The organism is Tropicimonas sp. TH_r6 (genome assembly GCF_033101155.1).
Taxonomy (GTDB): Bacteria; Pseudomonadota; Alphaproteobacteria; order Rhodobacterales; family Rhodobacteraceae; genus Tropicimonas.
In genome coordinates this window covers 31,018-52,381 of record NZ_JAWMPX010000029.1, presented here as the reverse complement: position 1 = coordinate 52,381, position 21,364 = coordinate 31,018, and the positions used below count along the sequence as shown (strand labels likewise).

21 protein-coding genes are annotated in these 21,364 nt (G+C 64.2%); 9 read left to right on the top strand and 12 right to left on the bottom strand.

The features are described from left to right. From queA to mscL, 3 genes are all read left to right on the top strand, one after another. Nucleotides 1-1,047, top strand: coding sequence for a tRNA preQ1(34) S-adenosylmethionine ribosyltransferase-isomerase QueA (gene queA, locus R3X27_RS21010; RefSeq protein ID WP_317710854.1), 1,047 nt, complete (start codon nucleotides 1-3; stop codon nucleotides 1,045-1,047). 60 nt (nucleotides 1,048-1,107) lie between these two features. Continuing rightward, on the top strand, nucleotides 1,108-1,404 hold the full coding sequence (locus R3X27_RS21005) for an HNH endonuclease (RefSeq protein ID WP_317710853.1): 297 nt from the start codon (nucleotides 1,108-1,110) through the stop codon (nucleotides 1,402-1,404). Between the two features lie 86 nt (nucleotides 1,405-1,490). Further along, nucleotides 1,491-1,889: a large conductance mechanosensitive channel protein MscL gene (mscL, locus tag R3X27_RS21000; RefSeq protein ID WP_317710852.1), complete on the top strand. Its 399-nt coding sequence runs from the start codon at nucleotides 1,491-1,493 to the stop codon at nucleotides 1,887-1,889. A 25-nt stretch (nucleotides 1,890-1,914) separates the two neighbouring features. Here mscL and R3X27_RS20995 read toward each other — a convergent pair whose 3' ends face one another. Beyond that, on the bottom strand, nucleotides 1,915-2,547 hold the full coding sequence (locus tag R3X27_RS20995) for an enoyl-CoA hydratase/isomerase family protein (protein ID WP_317710851.1): 633 nt from the start codon (nucleotides 2,545-2,547) through the stop codon (nucleotides 1,915-1,917). After that, a complete protein-coding gene (locus R3X27_RS20990; protein WP_317710850.1) occupies nucleotides 2,544-3,299 on the bottom strand; it encodes an SDR family oxidoreductase in 756 nt (251 codons plus the stop codon). The genes R3X27_RS20995 and R3X27_RS20990 overlap by 4 nt, the downstream gene beginning before the upstream one ends. 157 nt (nucleotides 3,300-3,456) lie before the next feature. Between R3X27_RS20990 and R3X27_RS20985 the strand changes: the two genes are divergently transcribed. From R3X27_RS20985 to R3X27_RS20960, 6 genes are all read left to right on the top strand, one after another. Then, nucleotides 3,457-4,974 carry a DUF2125 domain-containing protein gene (locus tag R3X27_RS20985; RefSeq protein ID WP_317710849.1) on the top strand — a complete coding sequence of 506 codons (1,518 nt, stop codon included), beginning with the start codon at nucleotides 3,457-3,459 and terminating at the stop codon, nucleotides 4,972-4,974. Nucleotides 4,975-5,108: 134 nt separating this feature from the next. Then, nucleotides 5,109-5,741: a zinc uptake protein ZrgA gene (gene zrgA / locus R3X27_RS20980; RefSeq protein WP_317710848.1), complete on the top strand. Its 633-nt coding sequence runs from the start codon at nucleotides 5,109-5,111 to the stop codon at nucleotides 5,739-5,741. An 11-nt stretch (nucleotides 5,742-5,752) separates the two neighbouring features. Continuing rightward, a complete protein-coding gene (locus R3X27_RS20975; RefSeq protein ID WP_317710847.1) occupies nucleotides 5,753-6,463 on the top strand; it encodes an ABC transporter ATP-binding protein in 711 nt (236 codons plus the stop codon). Further along, nucleotides 6,463-7,710, top strand: a complete 1,248-nt coding sequence (locus R3X27_RS20970; protein ID WP_317710864.1) for an ABC transporter permease — start codon at nucleotides 6,463-6,465, stop codon at nucleotides 7,708-7,710. Before R3X27_RS20975 ends, R3X27_RS20970 begins: the two co-directional genes overlap by 1 nt. 11 nt (nucleotides 7,711-7,721) lie before the next feature. Then, nucleotides 7,722-8,759: a hypothetical protein gene (locus R3X27_RS20965; protein ID WP_317710846.1), complete on the top strand. Its 1,038-nt coding sequence runs from the start codon at nucleotides 7,722-7,724 to the stop codon at nucleotides 8,757-8,759. Nucleotides 8,760-8,767: 8 nt separating this feature from the next. Continuing rightward, complete coding sequence (locus tag R3X27_RS20960) at nucleotides 8,768-9,280, top strand: DUF3299 domain-containing protein (RefSeq protein ID WP_317710845.1); 513 nt, start codon at nucleotides 8,768-8,770, stop codon at nucleotides 9,278-9,280. Between the two features lie 6 nt (nucleotides 9,281-9,286). Here R3X27_RS20960 and R3X27_RS20955 read toward each other — a convergent pair whose 3' ends face one another. The 10 genes from R3X27_RS20955 to R3X27_RS20910 all read right to left on the bottom strand — a co-directional run bounded on the left by R3X27_RS20955 (nucleotide 9,287) and on the right by R3X27_RS20910 (nucleotide 21,331). Further along, on the bottom strand, nucleotides 9,287-10,969 hold the full coding sequence (locus R3X27_RS20955) for an ABC1 kinase family protein (protein ID WP_317710844.1): 1,683 nt from the start codon (nucleotides 10,967-10,969) through the stop codon (nucleotides 9,287-9,289). Nucleotides 10,970-11,162: 193 nt separating this feature from the next. Beyond that, complete coding sequence (locus R3X27_RS20950) at nucleotides 11,163-11,315, bottom strand: Trm112 family protein (RefSeq protein WP_317710863.1); 153 nt, start codon at nucleotides 11,313-11,315, stop codon at nucleotides 11,163-11,165. A gap of 38 nt (nucleotides 11,316-11,353) precedes the next feature. Then, a complete protein-coding gene (locus tag R3X27_RS20945; protein ID WP_317710843.1) occupies nucleotides 11,354-11,992 on the bottom strand; it encodes an LON peptidase substrate-binding domain-containing protein in 639 nt (212 codons plus the stop codon). 27 nt (nucleotides 11,993-12,019) lie between these two features. Further along, complete coding sequence (locus R3X27_RS20940) at nucleotides 12,020-12,940, bottom strand: tetratricopeptide repeat protein (protein WP_317710842.1); 921 nt, start codon at nucleotides 12,938-12,940, stop codon at nucleotides 12,020-12,022. A 70-nt stretch (nucleotides 12,941-13,010) separates the two neighbouring features. After that, nucleotides 13,011-13,799 carry an exodeoxyribonuclease III gene (locus R3X27_RS20935; RefSeq protein ID WP_317710841.1) on the bottom strand — a complete coding sequence of 263 codons (789 nt, stop codon included), beginning with the start codon at nucleotides 13,797-13,799 and terminating at the stop codon, nucleotides 13,011-13,013. Nucleotides 13,800-13,932: 133 nt separating this feature from the next. Further along, nucleotides 13,933-14,616, bottom strand: coding sequence for a cell wall hydrolase (locus R3X27_RS20930; RefSeq protein WP_317710840.1), 684 nt, complete (start codon nucleotides 14,614-14,616; stop codon nucleotides 13,933-13,935). A 189-nt stretch (nucleotides 14,617-14,805) separates the two neighbouring features. Next, the gene (locus R3X27_RS20925) at nucleotides 14,806-17,361 is read right to left on the bottom strand and encodes a putative PEP-binding protein (protein WP_317710862.1); all 2,556 of its coding nucleotides are present in this window, start codon (nucleotides 17,359-17,361) and stop codon (nucleotides 14,806-14,808) included. Between the two features lie 70 nt (nucleotides 17,362-17,431). Beyond that, on the bottom strand, nucleotides 17,432-19,645 hold the full coding sequence (glyS, locus tag R3X27_RS20920; RefSeq protein ID WP_317710839.1) for a glycine--tRNA ligase subunit beta: 2,214 nt from the start codon (nucleotides 19,643-19,645) through the stop codon (nucleotides 17,432-17,434). A 10-nt stretch (nucleotides 19,646-19,655) separates the two neighbouring features. Beyond that, a complete protein-coding gene (gltS, locus tag R3X27_RS20915; protein WP_317710838.1) occupies nucleotides 19,656-20,864 on the bottom strand; it encodes a sodium/glutamate symporter in 1,209 nt (402 codons plus the stop codon). Beyond that, complete coding sequence (locus R3X27_RS20910) at nucleotides 20,864-21,331, bottom strand: DUF6446 family protein (protein ID WP_317710837.1); 468 nt, start codon at nucleotides 21,329-21,331, stop codon at nucleotides 20,864-20,866. Before R3X27_RS20910 ends, gltS begins: the two co-directional genes overlap by 1 nt. Nucleotides 21,332-21,364: the final 33 nt, after the last annotated feature.

Sequence of the window (21,364 nt, the reverse complement as noted above, 5' to 3'; positions counted from 1 at the left end):
ATGCTGCTGTCCGATTTCGATTTCGACCTGCCGGACGCGTTGATCGCGACCCGCCCGGCCGATCCGCGGAGCTCCGCGCGCCTGCTCGTGGCCCAGGGAGCGGCGACGGAGGACGCGCATGTCCATGACCTGCCGCGTTTCCTGCGCCCCGGCGACCGGCTGGTGCTGAACAATACCAAGGTGATTCCGGCGCGGCTCTTTGGGCAGCGCCGCCGGGTGAGCGACAATGGCGTGACCGAAGCGGGGATCGAGGTGACGCTGCTGGAGCCGCGCCCGGACGGGTCCTGGCAGGTGCTGGCCAAGCCCGCGCGCAAGGTGCGCGACGGCGAGGAGATCCATTTCGCACCCGGTTTCTCGGCGCGGGTAACGGGGCGCGCCGAGGGGCAGCTCAACCTCGTCTTCTCGCTCGCAGGCGACGATTTCGACGCCGCGCTGGACGCCGCGGGCTTCATGCCGCTGCCGCCCTATATCGCCGCCAAGCGCGCGGCCGATGCCCAGGATCGGACGGATTACCAAACCGTCTTCGCCCGCCATTCCGGCGCCGTGGCAGCACCGACCGCCTCGCTGCATTTCGACCGTGCCCTGCTACAGGAGATCGCGGCGATGGGGGTCGATTTCACCGAGGTGACGCTGCATGTGGGCGCCGGGACGTTCCTGCCGGTCAAGGTCGACGATGTGCGCCAGCACAGGATGCATTCGGAATGGGGCGAGGTGAGCGGTCAGGCCGCCGCCGAGATCAACGCCACCCGCGCTTCGGGCGGACGGGTGATCGCGGTCGGCACCACGGCCTGCCGTCTGATCGAGAGCGCGGCCGATGTGACAGGGATCGCGCCATGGACAGGTGAGACCGATATCTTCATCCGTCCGGGCTACAGGTTCCGCGTCGTGGACGGGCTGATGACCAATTTCCATCTGCCGAAATCGACGCTGATGATGCTGGTGTCGGCCCTGATGGGACGGGAACGGATGCTCGGGCTCTATGCCCATGCGATTGCGGAACGCTACCGGTTCTTTTCATATGGGGACGCATCGCTTCTGCTGCCGTGAGGACCAGAGGACCGGCTTGGGACAAAATCAAACCGTGCTGCACGGCGCAGGAGGCGTGAGATGCCCGACGATCCGATCTGTCCGCTCTGTGGGCGGCCCATCCCGGCCGATGTGCGGCAGAGCCGACATCATCTCGTGCCGCGGCTGCGCGGTGGCAAGGGCGGGCCGACCGTGTTGCTGCACCAGATATGTCACAACGAAATCCATGCGAGTCTTAGCGAAACGGAGCTGGCGCGGGACTATTCGAGCATCGAAGCGCTCCGGGCGCAGCCGCGGCTGGCGAGGTTCATCCGCTGGGTGGTGCGGCGCCCGCCAGCCTTCTTTGCGCCCAGCCCGGGGCCCCGTCGGAGGCGCTGATCAGTAATATTCCCTAGAGACGCAACGATCCTTGAAGGGCATACCCGGCTTCGAACCAGAATCAGCGTCAACACGGAGACAGAAAGATGCTTAACGAGTTCAAGACCTTCATCGCCCGCGGCAATGTCATGGATATGGCTGTCGGAATCATCATCGGCGCGGCCTTCACCGCCATCGTCACCTCGCTTGTGGAGGACCTTATCAACCCGCTGATCGGGATCTTCATTGGCGGTATCGATTTCTCATCGCTCGGCCTGACCATCGGCGAGGGTGACAATGCCGCCTTCTTCGCCTTCGGCAACTTCATCATGGCACTGATCAACTTCCTGATCATTGCCTGGGTCGTGTTCCTCCTGGTCAAAGGCGTGAACAGCGCCAAGGGGATGATCGAAGCCGAGGAGGAAGAAGAGGCGCCGGCGGATCCGGAGCCTTCGGAAAAGGACATTCTGGTCGAGATCCGGGACGCCCTTCAGGCCCGCAACTGATCGATCCTCAACGATCCCCGGGCGGTCAGCCCGGGATCATCCCCTTGATCCCCTTGCGGATCTCGGGCGGGGCGGCGCAGACGGCTTCGGTCAGATCTGCGATCGCCTCGCCCATCATTGCCGGCTCGACGATCCGGTCGACGAGCCCCCAGTCCAACGCCGCCGGCGCCTCGATCTTCTGGCTTGCCATCAGGATCATCCGCGCCCGCGCCGGACCGAGCAGCGAAGACAATCGGACAGCGTCGGACGGTTGCGGCAGGAAGCCGAGCTTCATCACCGGGTAGAAGAACTTCGCCGTCGGGACCGAGATTCGCAGGTCACAGGCGAGCACCATGCCAAAAGAGCCGCCCGCCAACGTGCCGTTCAGAGCGGCGATGGTCAGGCAGGGCAGCGCGGCAAGACGGGAGGAGACACGCTCCCAAAGCGGATCCGTGGTCAGCCCATCATTGCGCGCCTGGTCGAGATCGGCGCCTGCGGAGAAGACCTTCCCCTCGCCGGTCAGCACGAGGGCCGCCACGCCGGCCTGTTCGGCCTCCGCGGTGGCGGTCTCGATCGCGGCCAGCATCTCGCGGGTGAGAGAATTGGCCTTTTCGGGGCGGTTGAGCTTCAGGGTCCAGATCTCGGACCCGCCCTGGCTCTCGCGGAGGATCTCGATCATGCGACCAACCCCACGCGACGGCGGATGTCTTCGTCGCGCAGCGAGATTTCCAGACCGATGAACTCGTCCGCATCGGTGCCGCACATCCACAGAAGCGCTTCGGCCGGCCATTCGGCGGGGATATGATCGCTCCAGTCGAGCTGGCTGACCGGGTTGATGCCGCTGGCCTTGATCTCTCGCTGCATCTGCGTGGCCACGGTGCCGGGCGAAAGGCCGATGGCGCGGATGCCGGCGGGGGCGTATTCCTTGTCCAGAGAGCGGGTCAGCATCGCCGCGCCGGCCTTGGACGCACAATAGGCGCTCCAGGCCTCGACCGGACCATGCGCGGCGCCAGAGCTGACGGTCAACACCGAGCCGCCGCCCTGGTCGAGCATGATCGGGAGGGCCGCGCGGATGCCGTGAAAGACGCCCTTGATATTGACATCGATGGTCTGGCCCCAGGCATCCGGATCGGCTTCGGCCATATGCACGATGGGGTCTATCGCCCCGGCATTATTGACCAGAACGTCCAATCTCCCGAAGGTTTCGACCGTGGCGCGCGTGGCCGCCTCGACCTCCCAGTAGCGGCTGATATCGCAGGGAATGGCCAGCGCGGCGTCGCCGATCTCCCCGGCCAGTTCCGCCAACTCGTCCTTGCTGCGCGAAACCAATGCCACCTGCGCCCCCGCCCTGGCGAAGACCCGCGCCGCCGCCGCGCCGATTCCGCGGCTGGCGCCGGTGATAAGCACCGCCTTTCCGCTCATGTCGGTCATTTCATTCCCTTTTCCCTGTTCACCCGGCCCCGGGCGCGTCCCCCTGATCCTTGCCGATTTTTCCTGACGAAAGGAAGCGCTTTCGGCCATTCCCCTTGACCCCGGCGGGGCGCTAGCGGAGAGTCGATCCGAGATTTCGAAAGGAAGGACGTTTCCAATGAAACCGTGGATTCTCGGCAGCGTGTCAGCCGCCGCATTCATCGCCATTCCCGCTGCTGGCTGGAGCCTGACGGCTCAGGAAGCCTGGGAAAAATGGCAAACCGCCGCTGCCAGCTACGGCCAGGAGATGACCAATGACGGTGAGCAGACCATGGACGGGAAGCTGACCATCCGTGGCGTCGCGCTCAACTCGGATGTGGACGGCATGACCGTCGCTGTAAAGATCGACGAGGTCTCCTTTGCCGAGCAGGACGACGGCTCGGTCGCCGTGACCCTGTCCGACAGTTTCCCGCTGACCGTCAACGGGACCGACCCGGAGAGCGGCGAGAAGGTCGATGCCGTCGTGACCGTCGCCCAGCCGGGCATGACAATGACCGCCTCCGATGCCGACGGCGGAACCGCCTTCAGCTACGACGCGCCCTCGCTTTCGGTGAGCCTGACCGAGCTGAAGGTCGATGACGTGGCGATCCCGATGCAGATCACCGTTGCGCTGAACGACACGTTGGGGAACTACGCCGTCAAGGCGGAGGCCGGATCACCGATGGAATCCTCCTTCGAGGCGGCCGGCATCGTGGTCGATATCGATGTCAGCGATCCGGAAGGCCCGGGCAAGCTGAGCGTGGATGCCACGATCGACGGCATCACCTCCACCTCCTTTGCCAGTGGCCTGGACTCCGCCGAGACCGAGGATATGGCGAAGATGCTGGCCGACGGTTTCGCGGTTGAGGGCAAGGCTGAATACGGCCCGGTAAGCTTCGCGTTCGACTTCGATGAATCTGGCGAAACAGCCAAGGCCAACGGCTCGCTCACCGGTGGCGGGATCGATTTCGGGTTGAACGCGGACGGAATGCGCTACGACGTCGGATATGAAGGTCTGGATGTTGCCGTGTCCGGCTCTGAAATTCCCTTCCCGCAGGTCACGGTGAAAGCCGCTGCGGCCGCAACGCGTGTCATGCTTCCGGTCCTGCAGACCGAAAGCGCCGAACCGTTCGCTTTCCGCACCGCGCTGGAAGGGCTTGAGCTCGGCGAAGAGATCTGGTCGCTCTTCGATCCGGCCGCCGTCCTGCCGCGCGATCCCGCGACACTGATCGTCGACCTCGCCGGCACCGGCCGCTGGACTCTCGATATCTTCGACGAGGAAGCGATGCTGGCAGTCGAATCCTCCGGGGAGACGCCGGGTGAACTCGAGACGGTCGAGTTGAAAGAGCTGATGCTGTCGGTCGGCGGCGCAGAGCTGTCCGGCACCGGTGCCTTCAAGATCGACAACACCGATATGGAGACCTTCGGCGGCGTGCCGCGGCCCGAGGGCACGGCCAATGTCCGCCTCGTCGGCGGCAACGGTCTGCTCGACAACCTGACCAAGATGGGCCTCGTGCCCGAGGACCAGGTGATGATGGTGCGGATGATGACCGGTATGTTCGCCAAGCCTGGCCCCGGACAGGACGAGCTGCTCTCCGAGATCACGGTGGATGGCAATGGTCAGTTGCTGATCAACGGCGCGCCGATGCCGTTCTGATCCTGAAGCGACGACATACGAACGGCCGGCTTCTTATGGCCGGCCGTTCTGCCTTTCCGTGCCTTGACCGCTCGTAACGCGCTTGGCATATGTGTTATGAGATAACATTTCAATTACACCTCCGGAGGTTCCCCATGACAGCGTCCCGCCTTGCCATTCTTGCCGTTCTCTGCGCCGGCGCCGCGACGGCTCAGGAGATGGAGCAGCACGCAGCCCATGTGCATGGAACCGGCGCGCTCGATATTGCCGTCGAGGGCAATGTGATCTCGATGGAGCTGCGCGCCCCCGGCGCTGACATCGTCGGCTTCGAACACGCCGCCCAAGAGGACGAAGACAAGGCAGCCATAGCCGCAGCGTTGGAGATCCTGTCCCATCCCGAGACGCTTTTCGTTCCGAATGAAGCGGCTGGATGCGACGTGACGTCGGCAGAGGCAGACCTGCATACCGGCGAAGGGCACCATGATGATCATGATGATGGTGACCATGAAGAGCATGCCGAGGACGGCCATGACGCGCATGAAGACGAACATGACGAAGCGCATGAGGACGAACACGCCCATGAGGGTCAGGCGACGCATTCGGAATTCCACGCGGAGTATGCCTTCACCTGCGCCCATCCCGAGAAGCTCACGCAGCTTGCCCTGCCTTTTTTCGAAGCCTTCGAACGGTCGGAACAGCTTGAGATCCGTCTGATTACGGGCAAGGGTGCACAGAGCGAAACGCTGCCGCGCGATGCGGCGGGCATTGCGCTCGAAGGGCATCTCTGAACGGCGGAACCATGGTTGAAGCGGGAGATCAGGCGGCCATTCGCGTGCGCGAAATGGCGTTCGGCTGGGCTGGTCCGCCCGCCTTCCGGCTTGGCGTGGCGGATTTCACCGTCGCCGCCGGCGAGACCGTGTTCTTGCTCGGCGAAAGCGGTTCCGGCAAGTCAACGTTTCTCAGCTTGATCTGCGGCATCAACCGACCGCAGCAGGGCCGTGTCGAGATCGCGGGCAAGGAGCTCTCCGCGCTGCGCGCTGGCCAGCGCGACCGGTTTCGGGCGGAGAATATCGGGGTGATCTTCCAGATGTTCAACCTGCTGCCCTATGCCGGCGCGCTGGACAATATCCTGCTGCCGCTGCGCTTCGCGCCCGAACGGCGCAAGCGCGTGGGCGATGCGCGGGCGGAAGCGATGCGGCTGGCGACAGCGCTCGGCCTGCCCTCGGACCTGGTCGAGCACGGCCCGGCCGCTGCCCTCAGCACCGGGCAGCAGCAACGCGTCGCGGTGGCACGCGCGCTGATCGGCCAGCCGCCGCTCATCGTCGCCGACGAGCCAACCTCCGCGCTCGATGCCGGTGCCCAGGCAGCCTTTCTCGAGCTGCTCTTCGAGCAGGTGCGCGCGGTGGGGTCGACCCTGCTCATGGTCAGCCATGACGCACGGCTTGCCGACCGTTTCGACCGCCAGGTCCAGCTCTCCGAGATCGCCCGGATCGAGCGGGGCGCGCGATGATCCTGTTCCGCCTCGCCATACGGTCCCTGACCGCCCGACGCTTCACGGTCGGCCTGACCGTCTTCGCCATCGCCCTCTCCGTCGCCCTCTTCCTCGGGGTCGAGAAGGTGCGCACCGGGGCACGGGCGAGCTTTGCCGACACGATTTCCGGCACCGATCTGATCGTCGGCGCCCGCACCGGCGGCGTACAACTCCTGCTCTATTCCGTCTTCCGCATCGGTAACGCGACCAACAATATCGGCTGGGAAGCCTACAGCGAGATCGCGGAGCGGCCCGAGATCGACTGGATCGTTCCAATCTCGCTGGGCGACAGTCATCACGGCTTCCGCGTCATGGGGACAGACACGGGGTATTTCGAACACCATCGCTATCGCGGTGGCCGCAGCCTCGGTTTCGCCGAAGGAACCGGCCTCGACGATCTTTTCGACACGGTGATCGGCGCCGATGTCGCCCGCGAGATGGGCTATTCGGTCGGCGACCCGATTGTCGTCTCGCACGGGCTTGCTTCCTTCACCGACCATGACGACAAGCCCTTCCGCGTCTCCGGCATCCTGGAGAAGACGGGCACGCCGGTCGACCGGACGGTGATCGTCAGCCTCGAAGCGATCTCGGCGATCCATGTCGACTGGAAGAATGGCGCGCAATCAACCAACCGGATCGCGGCGGACGCGGTGCGGAATATGGACCTGACACCGGAAACGGTCACCGCGGCAATGATCGGCACAACCTCGCGACTCAAGGTCTTCGCGCTACAACGGGCGATCAACGAGTATCCGCGCGAGCCGCTGATGGCGATCATCCCCGGGCTGGCGCTGCAGGAGCTCTGGGAGATCGTCGGCGTCGCCGAGACGGCACTGGTCGGGGTCTCGGCGATGGTCGTGGTCACGGCACTTCTCGGCATGGCGGCGATGATCTTCGCCGGGTTGAACGAGCGCCGCCGCGAGATGGCGATCTTCCGCGCCATGGGCGCGCGACCGGGCACGATCCTGCTCATGCTGGTGCTGGAGGCGATGCTGATCGCGGCAGCAGGCGCATTGCTCGGCATGGCGTTGCTCACTCTCGGCATGGTGATCGCACAACCGATGGTAGATGCCGCCTTCGGCCTGTACCTTCCTCTCGACCCGCCCGGCCGCCGCGAACTGGTCGGCTTTGGCGCGGTCGTTCTGGCAGGGGGGCTTGTCGGTCTGATGCCGGCGCTGCGGGCCTACCGGATGTCGTTGGCCGACGGGATGACGGTTCGAAACTGAGGGAGACGGGTTTGCGCAAGATCTTCGCCTGGTTGTTGGCAGTGGCGCTCGGGCTGGCAGGGCCCGCGAACGCCTGTGCCTTTCATACCTACCTTCCCGAGCGCACGGTGATCGACCGGCTACTGGAAACGGAGAATGTGGTGCTCGCCCGCGCCGCCGAGGCGAACCCGTTCCGCTTCGAGGCGGTCGAGGCGCTGGAGGGAACGCTGGAGCAGGCCGACCTGCCGACGCTGGTCGATTCCTCCACCCGCCGCCGGTTGGCGGCCAATCCCGAGGACACGGTCCTCTTCGCGCGCGATGGCGGCGGCTATGGCCCCTTCGTGCGGCTGGCCTATCTCGATTCGGCCTATCGCGCCGTGATCGACAGCGTGATGGCGCAGAAAGAGGACTGGATCACCGGCAATGACATGGCGCGGTTCCAGTTTTTCGCCGACCTGCTCGACCACCCGTCGCCGACAATCCGGGCGCTCGCCCTGCGCGAACTCGACCTCGCGCCCTATGCCATGCTCCGGGCACTGGATCTCGTTCCGGATTCGGAGGCGATCCTGCGCGACATGTGGCGGGTCGATCAGATCGGCTACCAGCCGATCCGCATCCTGCTTCTTGGGCGGAGCACTGATCCGGCCGCGCATGAGGAGGTCCGTGAGGGCCTTGACCGGGCGCTTCGGGGCGGCAGCGTGATCAATCTCGGCCCCTACGCAACGGCGATGGTTGAACAGAAGGGGCTGGCCGGAGCAGGTCGACTGGCGGAACGACTATCCGACGGGAGCCTGGACGACACGGAGCTGGAGGTGATCGTCGAGGCGCTTGCGATTCATGCCGGTACGGGCGACGAGGCGATGCGCGCCCATGTGATTGATCTGTTGACAGATTTCGTCATGTCGCACCCTGATACCGCGGATATGGTCGCGCGCCAGTTCCAGATTCGCTACGATTTCGGCATGGCCGATGCCTTGCTGGCGCTGCTGGAAGAGGGCACGATCAGATCAGCCCGGGTTCTTCTTCCGGTCTCGGCCTATGTGGCAACCGCCAAATCCGGTAACCCGTGAGAGAGATGATGCAGAACACCCTGACACGTCGCCACGCCCTCGCGCTGCTCGCCACGCTGGCATTGCCGCTAACTGCCCGCGCCGCCGAGGATCTGATCGAACTGGAATGGGACGACCTGATCCCGCATGACGGCAACGCGCTGGAACAGGCTGCCGAGGATCTCGGCGTGATCGTGCATGACCAGATTTCCACCATGCCGGATCAGCCGGATTTCGCCCCCACCACCGATGAGTATAACGGCAAGATGGTGAAGATTCCGGGCTTCGTCGTGCCGCTGGAATATCTCTCCACCGGCGTGACCACCTTCATCCTCGTGCCGTATGTCGGCGCCTGCATACACGTCCCGCCGCCGCCGGCGAACCAGCTCGTGCTCGTGACGACCGAGGAGCCGCAGGAATTCTCCGGCTTGTTTGAGCCGGTCTGGGTCACGGGTGTCTTCGGCACAGCAGCGACCGCGACCGATCTCGCCGATATCGGCTACGCGCTCTCGGCGGAGAAGGTGGAACCTTACGACGGCTAGGCGCGGTTAGCGTCGCCCCCCGCGCCCACGAATCGTTGTATAGATCAGCCAGAAGCCACCAAGCACCGAGGCAGAGAAGCCCAGCATGGCGAAGACCGAGAGGCCGATCGGCATCTTGGCGCCGGAAAAGCTCATCACCAGCGAAGAGCCGATGATCAGCGCCGAGGTCAGGATCGCCATGGTGACACGGGTCACGGAGCGGTCGATCCGGTCGATGTAATGCTCCATCTGGACGATATCGATGCCGAAGCTGAGACGGCCGCGCTGCGCCATCTGCAGCAGCTTCTTGAGATCGCGTGGCAGGCCGGTGACGAGATCTATCCCCTCGGTCACGCCGTCCTTGGCCTTCCCCGCCAAGCGGTCCGGTGCATAGCGGCGCAGCATCTGGCTGCGCAGGAAGGGTTGAGCCACGGCGACCATGTCGAATTCCGGGTCGAGTTGCCGGCCCATGCCGTCAAGCGAGGCAAAAGCCTTGGCCATCAGCGTGAGATCCGAAGGCAACGCGAGATCGTGGTCGCGCATGGCCGAAAAGAGGTCACGGGTCAGTGCCGCGATGTCCAGCCGGTCCAGCGCCACGCCGTGGATACGGTCGATGAAGGCATCGAGCCGGTTCTCGAGCTGCGGGTTCTGGCGATCGTCGGCATCGGCCCAGGTGAGCAGGATCTCGGTGACCTTGTCGGAGCGGCGCTCGACCATGCCATAGAGCAGGTCCACCATCTCGTCGCGCCGCTGCCGGGACATCTGCCCGACCATGCCGAAATCGATGAAAACGATCTTGTTGCCGGGTTGGTAGAAGACATTGCCGGGATGCGGATCGGCATGAAAGAACCGGTCCTCGAACATCATCTTGAGCACCGCCGTCGCGCCCCGTTTGGCGATTTCCTTCTTGTCCAGCCCGCTCGCGTCGACCGCCTCCCGGTCGGAGCCCGGCACGCCGTCGATATAGGCCTGCACGTTCATCATCTCGTTCGTCCAGTCCCAGAACACCTTCGGCGTGTCGATATTCGGGTCTTCGGCGAAATTGGTCGCAATGGTCTCGGCGTTGCGCCCCTCGATGGCGAAATCGAGCTCCGCATGGATGGAGTTGGCAAACTCCTTGATGATCGCCTCTGGATGCAGTCGTCGCACATCTTCGAAGCGCCGCGACGCGAAGCGGGCGACGCGGGTCAGCAGGCGCAGGTCGGCCTCGATCACGCCCCGGATGCCGGGACGCCGGATCTTGACCACAACCTCCTCGCCAGTCTTGAGCAAGGCGCGGTGGGTCTGGGCGATGGAGCCTGCCGCGAGCGGGACAATATCTATGCGCTCGAAGACCTGTTTGAGGGGCTGTCCCAGTTCCTCTTCGATTTCGACCACGAGCTTGTCGAAACTCACCGTGGGAACATGGTCGCGCAGCTTTTCCAGCTCGCAGATATAGTCGGGCGGCAGCAAGTCGACACGCGTTGAGAGGATCTGGCCGAGCTTGATGAAGGTCGGCCCCATCTCCTCGAGTGCCTGTCGCAGGCGCACCGGGGCGGGCGCATCCTCGACCTTCTCCTGGTCGCGCCGGTGCAGGAACTCGCCCGCCTTCTCGACGAGGTTATCGACCCCGGCATAACGCAGAAAATCTCCGAATCCGAAACGGAGCAGGATGCTCGACAGCTCCGTCAGACGGCGCAGTTCACTCGGGGAGCCGGGGGCTTTGGGCAAGGGGCGGACCTCCAACACGTTGCGGACGATCGAGGCCGGCCGCTCTCCTGCCCTTTTCGTTATCGCAATTCGGAGAGAGGTTGAATCGGAAAAGGCGCGCCAGCTTGGCGTTCCGCCAGCAGCCAGGCCAGACATGAGAGGATCGCGCTTCGATCCGTGCGTCCATTCCGGAGCGGAATCCGAACGGGACGTCTCAATCCAATACGCGGGCCTCGTCCACGAGCATGATCGGGATACCGTTACGGATCGGATAGGCGAGGCGGGCGGCTGACGAGATCAGCTCTTGCCGCCCGGCATCGTAGCGCAGCACTGTCCTCGTCTGTGGGCAGACAAGCGCTTCCAGCATCTTGCGGTCGATCGGCGGGGGGGCGGCGGGCGTGTCGTTCACTGAAGAACCTCCGAACCATCCTCGCCCGTGTGCAGGGCGAACTCCATCAGCGCGGACAGCGTCTCGCGGCGGTCAACGAGACTTGGCGCTTCCAGAAGCGCCTGCTTGTCGCCGGTGTCAAAGGGCAGCAGCATCGACAGCGAATTGATCATCAGCTCATCTTCCGCATCCTTGAGGCTCTCCCAATCGGTCGAAAGCCCGCGCGCCTCGAAGAAGCGCTCCAGCAATCCGAGAAAGGCTTCCCGACGGAAATTCGGATCCTGTTCGACCGTGCCGAGGTCGCGGGCGAATCCCGACCAGTCGACTTCGGCGCGGATATAGGGCGTGAACCCTTCAATCTGCGTGCTCATGCGGAAGCGGGAAACGCCGTTCAGCGTGATCATGTACCGCCCGTCCTCGGTCTCCGAGAACCCGGTGACACGACCAGCACAGCCGATGGCGCTGAATGTGCCGCTCTCATCCTCGCGCGGCTGGATCATGCCGATCAGCCGGTGCGAGGTCTTGAGCGTGTCGTCGAGCATCGCGAGATAGCGCGGCTCAAAGATGTGGAGCGGCAGCTTGGCGCGCGGCAGGAGCAGCGCGCCGGGCAGTGGGAAGACCGGGATGCGATCCGGCAGGTCAGCTTCGTTTATCATGATGCCAAGGGTAGCCCGAACAGGCCATCAGGCAAATATCATCGAGCTGAGTTTGCGGCGGCCGTTGAGGACCACCGGGTCGGTCGGCTTGAGCGCATCGAAAATGGTGAAGAGCTGCGCCTTGGCGGCACCGTCATTCCACTCACGATCGCGGCGGAACAGCTCCAGCAATTCGGCCACGGCGTCCTCGACATCCCCGGCGGCATGCAGCGCCGTTGCGAGATCGAAACGGGCCTGGTGGTTGGCCGGATCGGCCTCGACGGCGGCGCGCAGCTCGCCCAGCGGCCCGGCATCGGCGGCCTGGCGGGCGAGTTCGAGCTGGGCGCGGGCGGCCTCGACCTCGGGCTTGCCCGCGAGCTCCGGCGGTACGGCGTTGAGAAAGCCCTCGGCCTGCTCTGTCTCACCGAGCGCGAGATAGGCGCGCACCATTCCACCAAAGGCGGCGGCGTTGGCGGCATCCTCGCCGAGGATCGCGGCGAAGGTCTGGGCGGCATCGGCAGCAGCGCCCTCAGCCAACATCGTTTCAGCCGCTTCGAGCGCTTCGCCCAGCCCGCCATCGCCAGCAAGCCCGGCAACGCGCTCAACAAAGGCCTTGATCTCCGATTCCGGCTGCGCGCCCTGGAACATGTCCGCGATCTGCCCCTTGAAGAAGGCGACCACGGTCGGGATCGACTGCAACGGCAGGCCCTGCTGCGACAGCATCTGCGCCAGGCGCTGGTTCTGGTCCACGTCGATCTTGACCATTTTCACCCGCCCCTTGGCGGCGGTCACGGCCTGTTCCAACATCGGCCCAAGCGTCTTGCAGGGCCCGCACCAGGGCGCCCAGAAATCGACGATGACCGGCACTTCCTGGCTCGCCTCGACAACGTCGGGCATGAAAGTTTCCTCGGTGCCGTCCTTGATCAGGTCGGCGGCGGGTTGCGACGGGCTCTGGCCGAATTCAAGCATCGGTTGCTCCTGTATCAATGGGTTGGGCGTTAGATGGCCCATGGACCGCTCCCTTGCAAGGGGCGCGACCCTAGAGATCGAATGTCGCCAGCACCGGCGCGTGATCGGAGGGCTTTTCCCAGCCGCGCACATGACGCAAAACACGGCTCGAATGCGCCGCGCCCGAGATATCCGGCGTCGCCCAGACATGGTCGAGCCGGCGCCCCTTGTCGGCAGCGTCCCAATCGCGGGCACGGTAGGACCACCAGCTATAGAGCTTGCCGTCCGGGATGTCGGCCCGGGTCACGTCGACCCATTTTCCCGCCTCCTGCGTCTCGGCAAGCTGCTCGACTTCGACCGGCGTGTGGCTGACGACCTTGAGGAGCTGTTTGTGGCTCCAGACATCGTCCTCGCGCGGCGCGATGTTCAGGTCTCCAACGAGGATCGCCCTTTCCGGGGCCTCTTCGCGGAACCAGTCGCGCATCTCGGTCAGGTAGTCGAGCTTCTGACCGAATTTCTCGTTCACCTCCCGGTCCGCGACATCGCCACCGGCGGGGACATAGAAATTCTGGATGGTGACGCCGTTTTCCATCCGCGCGGCAACATGCCGTGCATGACCGAGGCCGGCGAAATCCTTGTCCCCAACATCCTCGAGCGGATGTTTCGACAGGATAGCAACGCCGTTATAGCCCTTCTGACCGCGGGCAACCATGTGGCCGTAGCCAAGCTCGGCGAAGGTCTCGGTGGGGATCTTGTCCACCGGGCTCTTGCATTCCTGCAGGCAAAGGACGTCCGGCGCCTCCTCCTTCAGGAGCTGCGCAACCAGCGGCGCGCGCAGGCGGACGGAGTTGATATTCCAGGTGGCGATGGTGAAGGGCATGGGTTGGCTCCGACTGTTTCGCCGTGCCTAGCCTGTTTCCGGCTCACGTTGAAGCAGGATGTCGCCCTGTTTTCCGATCCATATTGCGGCGGAGATGCGTGTTCGGGATCGGGCGGCGCGTCGACGCCCCGGGTCAGGAACTCGGGTGGCGGTAGAAGTGATGCACGCCGATGGAAGCCGTCCTGGCGAATTTCCGCGACCAGGAAGGACGGACCGCGACGGTGTGATAATGGGTGGCGCCAGCGGTCAGCACCTTGGGCGCGCCCTCGAGCATCAGCCGCGCAACCTTGCCAACCCGTTCGAACGCCTTCGGTTCGCGAATATTCTCCGGGTTGCCGTCGCAGGTATAGGTGAACTGGCACTGGTATTTCTTGCCCGTGCCCTGGTTGATCACGCCGCAGACCGAGTTCGGGTAGAGGGGGCTCTTCACGCGGTTGAGGATCACCTCGGCCACTGCAAACTGGCCCTTCACGCTCTCGCCCCGGGCCTCGAAATAGAGCGCCTCCGAGAGGCAGCGCCACTCCGCGTCGCCCGCGATCTCCGGCTGCGCATCGATCCATTTGCGCGAGTAGTTTACCTTGGCAAAGGTGCGTGGGCGCGGCATGGCACGAATCGAGCTGCGCGGGCTGAGCAAGCCGAGATGTTCGTCGCTGAGAGAGTTCAGCACCCGGTTCTCCAGTCCCATCAAACCTTCGAGCCCGGCGGTTGCCTCGTCTCCGGAATAGTTCGAGGTCGACAGGAAGACCTCGGCCGAAGCAGAAACAGGTGCCACCAGACAAACGAAGACAGTCAGAAACAGAGTGCGCAAGCGCAGCATTTTTTAATCCCACCCAGCAGTGCGCAAGGCCGCACCGAGCCAACCGTCGCGATAGCAAAGGGCTTAAGGAGAAGTAAATCCTACGAATCACATCAATATTTCGAATTTGAAATATCAGCGCGATTCGTCTCAAATTCCCTCCAATATTGAGCAGGATTTTGCCGATCACCGGCAGAATCCCGCGCCAAATCAAACCTCTGGATTAAAAGGCTTGGCAGGTTTCAGTGCCAGGTGGGCCGCCGCGAGCCGTGCGACGGGGACTCGGAAGGGAGAACAGGAGACATAATCGAATCCCAGCTGACGGCAGAATGCGATCGTGTCGGGGTCGCCGCCATGCTCACCGCAGACCGAGAGCACGATCCCCGGAAGGGTCGTGCGACCGCGCGCGGCACCGAGCTCAAGCAACTCGCCCACGCCCTCCTTGTCGAGCGTGTGGAACGGGTCTTCGGGGAAAACGCCATTGCTGACATAGGTGCCCATGAACCGGCCGGCATCATCGCGCGAGAGGCCATATGTCATTTGTGTGAGGTCATTGGTGCCGAAGCTGAGGAAGGAGGCGTGCGACGCGATCTCGCTGGCGCGCAGGGCGGCGCGGGGGGTTTCGACCATGACGCCGAGGCGATAGGCAAACTCTACCCCCGTCTCGATCCGCACGGCGGCGGCCACAGCATCGATGCGCGCCTTGACCAGCTCCACTTCCCGCTTGGCCGAGACCAGTGGAATCATCACCTCCGGCACGACCGCCTTGCCCGCCTGCTGGCTGGCCTCGACGGTCGCCTCGAAGATGGCGCGGACCTGCATGTCGTATATCTCCGGCACGGTCACCCCGAGCCGGACGCCGCGCATCCCGAGCATCGGGTTGAACTCGGAGAGCGATTCCACCCGCCGCGTGACATCCGACAGTGGCAGGTCGAGCGATTCCGCCATCCCCATCAGCCCCTCGCGGTCAGAGGGAAGGAACTCGTGCAGCGGCGGGTCGAAGAGACGGATGCAGACCGGCAAGCCTGCCATGATGCGAAACAACTCGACGAAATCCTCGCGTTGCATCGGCAGGAGTTGTTCCAGCGCGGATTGTCGATCGGCTTTGTTGTCGGTGAAGATCATCTCGCGCATGACCATGAGCCGCGCAGGCTCGAAGAACATGTGTTCGGTGCGACACAGCCCGATACCGTCGGCATTGAAGGTATGGGCCATATGCGCATCCTGGGGCGTGTCCGCATTGGCGCGGATGCCGATATCGCGCACCTCGTCGGCCCAGCTCATGAGCTTGCGGAAAGGCTCGTCCAGCGACGGCTCCAGCATCGGCACAGCGCCGGCCAGCGCCTTGCCCGCCGAGCCGTCCAGTGTGACGAGATCGCCCTCCTGAAAGACGCGCCCATCGGCGGTGGTCACGGTCTTCTTGCGCACCGAGATCTGCATGCCGGAGGCGCCAACGACGCAGGGCAGGCCGAGCCCACGCGCAATCACGGCGGCATGCGAGGTCATCCCGCCACGTTCGGTGATAATACCCTGAGCGGCATGCATGCCACGGATATCCTCGGGCGTGGTCTCCCGGCGCACCAGAATACAGGGGATCTCGTGGCTGGCCGAGGTCTGCGCCGCTCGCGCGGTGAAGACCAGCCGCCCCGTCGCGCCGCCGGGAGAGGCGGCGATGCCGGAGAGGATCACGTCCCTCTCAGCTTCCGGGTCGACCTGCGTGTGCAGCAGCTCGGTCAACGAACTCGGCTCGACCCTGAGAAGGGCCTCACGCGGCGAGATGATCCCGTCCTCGGCCAGCGCCACGGCGACATTGACGTTGGCCCGCGCCCCGCGTTGAACCCTTACGGCGTCAAGTACCCGCAACTGACCCTCGGAGATGGTGAACTTGATCTCCATCTCCTCGCGCAATCGGTGCCTGCACTTGTCGGCGATATCGACAATCATGTCGAACAGCTCGGGTGCTTCGTCCTGCATCGAGGTGCCGCGTGGATCCAAAGCCAGGAAAAGCTCCTCGCCCTTGCGTCCCATCGCCCGCATCGCCGGAGTCTTGCGCCTGTAGCGCCCGGTGATCTGATGCGCGCCGGTCACCTTGTCGATCATGCGGATGATCCCGGACCCACTCTCGCCCGCGCCCAACCCATGTGCCATGTCCTGCACGACAAGCCCGAGACCGGCATCGACCGGCGCCCCGCGCGCCTGCCGCAGCAACCGCGCGCTCACGCCTTCCCATGCGCGGGCCATGGAGCGCAACACCTCGGCGAGCTGCTTGGCGGGGTCCTGCGGGAAGGGCACACCGGCCTCGTCATCATAGGCCGCCAGAGCCGCAGCGACCGGATCTCCGGTCTCCATCGCCTCCTCGAAAGGCTCGGGATCGAGCCGCGCCACATCGCTGGCATAGGCTATGATGAAACGCAGGTAGAGCGCGTCGGCTGCCTCCTGCCCGAGTTTCTCGGCTAGTTGCGCCCGGCGCTCGTCATTCATGCCGATATTGAGGACCGCCCCCGGCCCACCCCAATCCGGGTCCTCACTGGAGGGCCGCACGGAGACCAGCGGCTGCCGCCCGAAAGCCGAGAGCAGCCGCGCGGTGTCCGGCCGATGCCCGTCGGCGATCTGGTGAACAGCCTCGAAGGAGAGCGACACGGTGCGCGGCACCGGGATCTCCAGCCGAACCAGTCGCTGGAGACATTTCGCCCGCCCGCCATGGGTCGTGTCCGCAATCTCCGCCGTGGGCGTGATCAGGGTGAAGTCCTTCGTCTCGCCACTCATCAGCACGGGGCCGACTCCTTTGCTCTGGAACGCCGGCAGGATAGCCCGGCGCCATGCCCGGGCAACAGCCCTAGCCTTCGATCCGGGTCAGATCAGCCGCCTTGAGGCAGGTCTCGCGGATCCGGTGCAACAGGTTGAGCCGGTTGCGCCGCACGATCTGGTTGTCCGTATTGACCTGCACCGCCTCGAAAAACGCGTCAATCGGGGCGCGCAGGGAGGCCATGCTTGCCATGGGCGACGCGAAATCTTCGGTCTCAATGGCCGAAGAGATCGCTCCCTCGGCTTGGTCCAGCGCGTCGAACAGGGCGCGTTCCTCGTCGGTCTCGGAGAATTTCCGGTCCGGGCCGTATTCATAGGACACCCCATCGGCTTCCTCGGCCTGGGTCAGGATATTGTTGGCCCGCTTGAAGCCCTGCAGCAGGTTTTCCCCATCCTCGCTCTTAAGGAAATCGGCCAGCGCCTCGGCCCGCTTCACCAGCAGCAGCAGGTCGTCATTGCCTGGCATTGCAAGGCAGGCGTCGATCACGTCGTGACGGATACCCTCGTCGCGCAGGTGAACCTTGAGGCGGTCGTGGAAGAAGGAGAGGAGGTCTTTCAACTCGCCTTCGTTGATATATTCCTTCCGATCCACGAGTTCCCAGTCGATGTCGAAGGCTGCGAGATTATCCGCCGCAACCTGTTTGGCATTCGAGTCGCTCAGGTCTTCGATCTCATGCTCCGCATGCGCAACCCGGTTCTGAACAATGTCCTTGAAACAGGCGAAGAACGCACCGTGAAGGACCGTTTCAAGTTCCAGAACCGCGGAATTGTCACGCACCAACCGGATCACCCCCAAGGCCGCACGCCGCAGCGCGAACGGGTCCTTCGAGCCGGTGGGCTTCTCGTCGATGGCCCAGAAGCCGGTGAGCGTGTCCAGCTTGTCAGCCAGCGCCACGGCGACGGAGACCGGGGCGGTGGGAACGTCATCCGACGGGCCGAGCGGGGAGTAGTGTTCCTCGGCGGCGGCGGCGACATCTGCCGGCAGGCCAGCGGCCTCGGCATAGTAGCGGCCCATGATGCCCTGAAGCTCGGGGAATTCGTAGACCATCTCGGAGGAGAGATCCGCCTTGGCGACCTGCGCGGCTTTTTCCGCCGCCTCCGGGTCGGCGCCGACCAGCGGGGCAATCTCTTTCGACAGCGCCGCAATGCGGTCGATCCGGGCCTTCTGGCTGCCGAGCTTGTTATGGAAGGTCACGTTGTCGAGTGAGGCAAGCCAGGGCGCCATCTGCTCCTTCTGCGCCACGCGCAGGTCGTTCTCCCAGAAGAACTTGGCATCCGAGAGCCGCGCAAACAGCACTTTCTGGTTCCCCGCGAGGATCGTCGCGCCGTCATCCTCGGTCACCATATTGGCGACGGTGACGAATTTCTCGATCCGGCCGGTCTTCGGATTGCGGACGGAGAAGAATTTCTGGTGCTCCTTCATCGAGGTCTTGAGCACCTCGGGGGGCAGGCCGAGGAAATCCTCGGCGATATCGCCCATCAGCACCACCGGCCATTCGACCAGCCCGGCAACCTCGGCCAGCAGCCCCTTGTCCTCGACCAGTTCGAGACCTTGCGCGAAGGCCATGTTGGTCGCGTCATGCCAGATCGTCTCCGCCCGCTCGGCCGGATCGAGGATGACATTGGCGCGCTTGAGCCCGGCAACATAGTCGTCGAAACCTGTCACAGAGAAGGCGTCCGGGGCAAGGAAACGGTGGCCACAGGTCGTGTTGCCCGCAGCGATGCCTTCGATCTCCATCGGAACGACCTCCGCGCCCGCTTCGTCCGACAGGATACAGAGCACCGAATGCAGCGGGCGAACCCAACGCAGCGTCCCCGCGCCCCACCGCATCGATTTCGGCCAGGGAAAGGCGCGGATCGTGGCTTCCAGCACCTCGCCTGTGATCTCGGCGGCCGGGCGGCCTTCCTTGGTCATCTTGGCGAACCAGACCTGGCCCTTCTTGTCGTCCCGCGCCTCAAGTTGCTCCTTGGTGAGACCGGTCGCCCGCAGGAATCCCGCGAGAGCTTTCTCCGGCGCATCGACGCGCGGTCCCTTGCGCTCCTCGGTCACGGTCGGGCTCTCGGTGCTGAGCCCTTCGACGGTCAGGGCCAGTCGGCGCGGCGTCGTGAAGGCCTGCGCGGAGCCATAGGTCAGCCCAGCCTCGACGAGACCGTCGGTCACCAGCTTCTTGAGGTCGGCACCGGCACGCGCCTGCATGCGGGCCGGGATTTCTTCGGAAAAGAGTTCGATCAGTAGATCGGGCATTTGCGGAACCTCAGAGCGGTAGGAAGAACTGGATCGCGAAGCTGTTCACGATATCCACGAAGAAGGCCGAGACGAGCGGCAGGATGACGAAGGCCATGGGCGAGGGCCCGTAGCGCTTGGTCACGGCGGTCATGTTGGCAATGGCCGTGGGCGTGGCGCCAAGCGTGACGCCACCGAAGCCAGCTGCCAGCACGGCGGCGCGATAGCCGCGCCCCATCGCCGGAAACAGGATGTAGATCGAAAATACGATGGAGAGCGCAGTCTGCGCCGCCATTACCACGATCAGCACCAACCCCATACCTTGCAACGTCCAGAGCTGGAGAGACATCAGCGACATGGCGAGAAACGTGCCGAGCGCGAAATCGGAGATCATCGCCAGCGTCGGCGTGCGGCTGACGGGAGCAGAGCGCCGAAGCAGGACCGGCTTGAGATTGCCGACAACGATCCCCATCAGCAGGCAAGGCACGAAAGGCGGCAGCGCCAGGCCGGCCTCGGTCAGCGCCTCGCCCAGAGCGAAACCAAGCGCCATCGTCAGATGGACCCAGAGCATCACCTGCATGAAGGTCAGGTGATTGATCGTCTCGGTCTTCTCGTCCTCGAAGCTGACGCCGATCGTGTGCTCTTCACCGGGCCGTTCCGGCTCAAGCTTCCAGCGGTTGATCAGGAACTTCGCGATCGGGCCACCGATCAGCGCGGCACAGACGAGACCGATCGTGGCCACAGCCACGCCAAGCTCGCTCACGCCGACCGCGCCACCGGTCATTTCCTCGATGCGCGGCGTCCAGGCGATCACGGTGCCATGCCCGCCGATCAGGGCGGCGGAACTGAGCAGCACGGAGAACTCGCGCGGCAGGTCGAAGATCCGCGCCCCGGCAACGCCGATGAGGTTCTGCAGGATGACGTAGATGATGGTCAGCGCCAGCAGGATCGCCAGCGGCAGCCCGCCCTTGATCAGGTCCGAGACCCGCGCGTTCAGGCCGATCCCGGTGAAGAAGACGATGAGAAAGTAGTCGCGTGCAGAGAGGTCGAATTCCACCGGCCGGCCCCAGATCACGAAGATCGTCATGGTGAGGATCGCGGCAATCAGCCCCCCCGAGACCGGCTCGGGGATGTTGAAATCGCGCAGCACGGCGACCTTGCGGGTCAGGTAGGCGCCCAGAAGGTAGACCAGGAAGGCAACGTTGACGGAGACGAAAGCGTTGATAAGGATCGGTTCCATTACTTCTTTATCTCCTCATTTACCTGATGCCAGACGAAACCACGTCCGTCCTCGTGTATGGCGACGACGCGATCGACGCCGTGAGCGATATTCTTTTGCCCCAGAAAAGCGAGTGCCCGGCCGTCCTCGAGCGCCTTGCCGACCTCCATCGCGTCGAAACACTCGAACCAGTGTGGGGCGACCAGCGGTTCGGCCTCCTCATACATCTCGTATGTCTCGGTCAGCATGGCCAGCGAACTGGTCGTCGTGAAGCAGGCGCGGTACCGGATCGGCGAGGAGGAGGCGTCGATAGCCTCCACATTCTCGGCCAGAATCGGCTCGGGTCCGCCATCCAGCAGGGTCATCATCACCGTTTCAGCGGAGGCGTCGACTTCTTCGTAATAATAGTAGACCTGCAGGTAGTAGATCGCGATGCCTGCGACCAGCGCCAGTGCCACGATCCCGCCTCCGATTATCTTGCCGCTCATGCTGCGGTCCTCCGACTGGAAAGGGGTTTCCCG